The organism is Roseateles sp. P5_B10, from assembly GCF_056400485.1.
Genome location: NZ_JBFULE010000593.1, coordinates 1 through 3,362, shown reverse-complemented (window position 1 = coordinate 3,362; position 3,362 = coordinate 1). Strand labels below are relative to the sequence as shown.

Below are 3,362 nucleotides of genomic sequence, written 5' to 3'. Positions count from 1 at the left end.
TCTGGCGGGCGTGGGGCTGGCGCTGGATGGGTCGTGGGGGCGGCAGTTGCTGTTGGGCGTGGCTTTCGGGGCCGCGCAGATGGCGGCGGTCACGGCGTTGATCTTGCTCGCGGGCGGCGTGCGCTTCGAGCTGGACCCGGCGCGCAGCCTCGCGGCGCTGGCTTATGGCGCCTGGGTATTCCTGTGTGTGGCCGTGCTGGAGGAGCTGCTGTTCCGCGGCTTCGTGCTGCAGCGCATGGTGGAGGGCCTGGGGGCGCGCTGGGCGCTGGCGCTGATGGCCGCGCTCTTCGCCGTCGCCCACCTGGGCAACCCAGGCATGGACGGCATCACGGTCGCGACGGCGACGCTGGACAACGCGCTGGGCGCCCTGCTGCTCGGTCTGGCCTGGCTGCGCACCCGCAGCCTCGCCCTGCCCATCGGCATCCACTTCGGCTGGAACTGGATGCAAGGCTCGGTGCTGGGCTTCGAAGTGAGTGGCCTGGCCCAGGCCGGATGGCTGCACCCCCAACTGCTCGACCGGCCGCAATGGCTCAGCGGCGGCGCCTTCGGACCGGAGGCGAGCGTCTTCGCGGTGGTGGTTGACCTGGCCGCGGTGCTGTTGCTGTGCCGGTGGAAGGGCATGGCGCGCAGGCCGTCCGCGGTGGCGGCTTGAGCGTCAGCGCTCGGATTTCATCGGCCCCGATGCCGCCAACCCACGCTCGCAGGCAGCCTTCTCACTTGCGCTGCTGATGGCCACGCACCGCGCTGCGCCCTCGTTCACACGACCGGGCACGCTGCCGACAGGCGCCGATGCGGGAATGGCAGCGAGGGGCATGACGTTCTTGTTCCTGAGCGGGATGGAGATCTGCGGAATCACCCGTTCCTCGGGGCGCTGGTTGCCGGGCTCCTTGGCGTTCTCGGACGCCGTGATGGCCGCGTTGCGGGTCGGAACCTGTCTTGAGGCTGCGGTCATGGGCGCCGAAGCCGGTGCAGACGCCGGCAGTGGCGCGGCGGGCTGAGCGCATGCGGCACCCGCGACGACCGTTGCCAGGATGCCGCCGAGGAGGGAGTCGAAGACGAATCTCATGGGGCACCGCACCGGCAGTTGCTATGCGGCAAGTTTGGTTCCGTGGTTGGGCGGCGTATGTAGGAGGCCGCTGCGAAACGCTGTGCGTGACGCCCGGTTGCACGAAATGATGTGTACGGCCCCTCGTGCGGCCCGTTTCCTGGCTAGGCTCATGGGCGCACCGGCTTCCGGATAAATCCAATGAAACGCAGAGACATCCTCCAATGGTCCGCCTCGGCGGGCGGCCTGAGCCTGATTGGCGGCACGCCTTCACCCGCATCGGCGGCGCTGCCCGTTCCCAAGCCCACGCTGCCGCAGAAGGCGGACCTGCTCAGCGCCGCGGCCCGCCGGCTCCAGCTAGTCAGCCAGCAGGCGCTRTATCTCTGGACAGAATCCCACCTCAACCTCGCCGGCGTGCCGATGGCGACCGTGGTGCCGGCGGGCGAGCTGCCGACGCTGGAACATCAGCTCAAGACGTCGGCGCTGGCAGTTGAGGCGGTCACCAATCTGGCGGCCTCGATGGCGCCCAGCGGGCTCGCTGCCAGCAGCCTGCAGACGCTGGATGGCTTGAGGAGCCGGCTCGCGGCCGCGCAGGCGAGCTTCGACAGCGTCTCAGCTGCCAACGCTGGCGTGCTGAGCCTGCCCGCGGCCGTGCTCACGCTGCTGACCAACCTCACGGCGGCCGTGGGCAACATCGCGACGCAGCTCCGGCAGATCCACTACCAACTCACCGTGCAGGTCACCACGGCGCCGCAGCCCAAGACGGTGGCGCAGTACGACGCGCTGTTCGTGACGCTGGACAAGCCRGCGATAGCGAGCCTGCTGCATGACGACGACACCTTCGCGTACATGCGTGTGGGCGGGCCCAACCCCATGCTGATCCGGCAGGTGGCTGCGCTGCCGGCCAAGTTCCCGCTGAGCGATGCGCAATACCGCCAGGCGATGGGTGGTGAGGGCAACAACGACGGCCTGCTCGACGCCGCCGGCAGTGGCCGGCTCTACCTGCTGGACTATGAAAGCCTGGGCGGCATGGCGCCGGCCGGCCCGGTGAACAAGCCGCTGACGGGCGCCGGCTACGGCTATGCGCCCATCGCGCTGTTCGCGCGCCCCCAGGCCGGCCGCTCGCTGGTGCCGGTCGCCATCCAGTGCGGGCAGGACCCGGCCCTCAGCCCCCTGGTGCTGCGGGCCACCGATCCGGCCAACGCCAACGCCTACTGGGCGTGGCAGTCGGCCAAGACCGCGGTGCAGGTGGCCGACTTCAACTATCACGAGATGTTCGTGCACCTGGGCCGAACGCACCTGATGTCCGAGGCCTTCGCGATGGCCACGCAGCGCCAGCTCGCGGTCGTGCACCCGCTGAACCGGCTGCTCGCGCCCCACCTCGAGGGCACGCTGTTCATCAACGATGCGGCCGCGCTGGTCATCATGGGGCCGCTCACCACGGGCGACACCATCCTGGCCGCGCCCATCGAGACGCTGCAGCGCGAATGCGGCCGTGATCGCCTGGCCTTCGACTTCTACGACAACATGCTGCCGAACGATCTGCGCGCACGCGGCGTGGATGACGCCGGTCGGCTGCCGGACTACCCCTACCGCGACGACGCGCTGCTGGTCTGGAATGCCATCCAGCAATGGGTGAGCGAATACCTCGCCGTGTACTACGCCAGCGACGCCGACGTGACGAGCGACTACGAACTCAAGGCCTGGGCCAGCGAGCTGGCCGTGAGTGGCAAGGTCAAGGGCTTCCGGCCCATCACCACGCGCAGCCAGCTCGCCTTGGTGGTGACGGCCATCATCTTCAATGCCAGCGCCCAGCACGCGGCCGTCAACTTCCCGCAGTCCTCGTTGATGACCTACGCCCCGTTCTACGCCGGCATGGGCGGCGCGTGGGCGCCTGCCGGCACGGTGGGGCAGAGCGAGGCCACCTGGTCGCAGATGCTGCCCAGCCGGCTCGCGGCGCAGGAGCAGATCCTGCTGTTCCACATCCTCGGCGGCGTGTACTACCGCATGCTGGGCGAATACCGCGACAACGCACCCCCGTATCCGCCGGTGCTGCTCGACCCCGCCATCACCCGGCCCGGCGGCCCGCTGGAGCGCTTTCGCAGCGCGCTGGCCGGCGTCGAGAACACCATCCGGCAGCGCAACCTGGCGCGCACGCGGCCGTATGAACACCTCCTGCCGAGCCGCATCCCGTCGAGCACCAACATTTAGCGTGACGCGAGGCGGTCGCGGGCGTCGCGTCAGTTCGACCCGTGCCCGTAGCTGAAGGCGCGCGTGATCGTCCAGGCATTGCCCTGCTGGCGCCACAGCATGGTGA

3 protein-coding genes are annotated in these 3,362 nt (G+C 69.5%); 2 read left to right on the top strand and 1 reads right to left on the bottom strand.

What is annotated here, in order from left to right; genetic code table 11:
- Nucleotides 1-652, top strand: a 652-nt coding sequence (locus tag AC1DU6_RS24430) for a CPBP family intramembrane glutamic endopeptidase (RefSeq protein WP_477860236.1), incomplete at its 5' end; no start/stop codon positions are given.
- Between the two features lie 3 nt (nucleotides 653-655).
- Here AC1DU6_RS24430 and AC1DU6_RS24425 read toward each other — a convergent pair.
- Nucleotides 656-1,066, bottom strand: coding sequence for a hypothetical protein (locus AC1DU6_RS24425; RefSeq protein ID WP_157281694.1), 411 nt, complete (start codon nucleotides 1,064-1,066; stop codon nucleotides 656-658).
- Between the two features lie 180 nt (nucleotides 1,067-1,246).
- Between AC1DU6_RS24425 and AC1DU6_RS24420 the strand changes: the two genes are divergently transcribed.
- Nucleotides 1,247-3,256: a lipoxygenase family protein gene (locus tag AC1DU6_RS24420; protein WP_477860234.1), complete on the top strand. Its 2,010-nt coding sequence runs from the start codon at nucleotides 1,247-1,249 to the stop codon at nucleotides 3,254-3,256.
- Nucleotides 3,257-3,362: the final 106 nt, after the last annotated feature.

Bases quoted from the DNA above. Each gene is read 5' to 3' on its own strand.
- AC1DU6_RS24425 (WP_157281694.1), bottom strand. From the start codon at position 1,066: ATGAGATTCGTCTTCGACTCCCTCCTCGGCGGCATCCTGGCAACGGTC.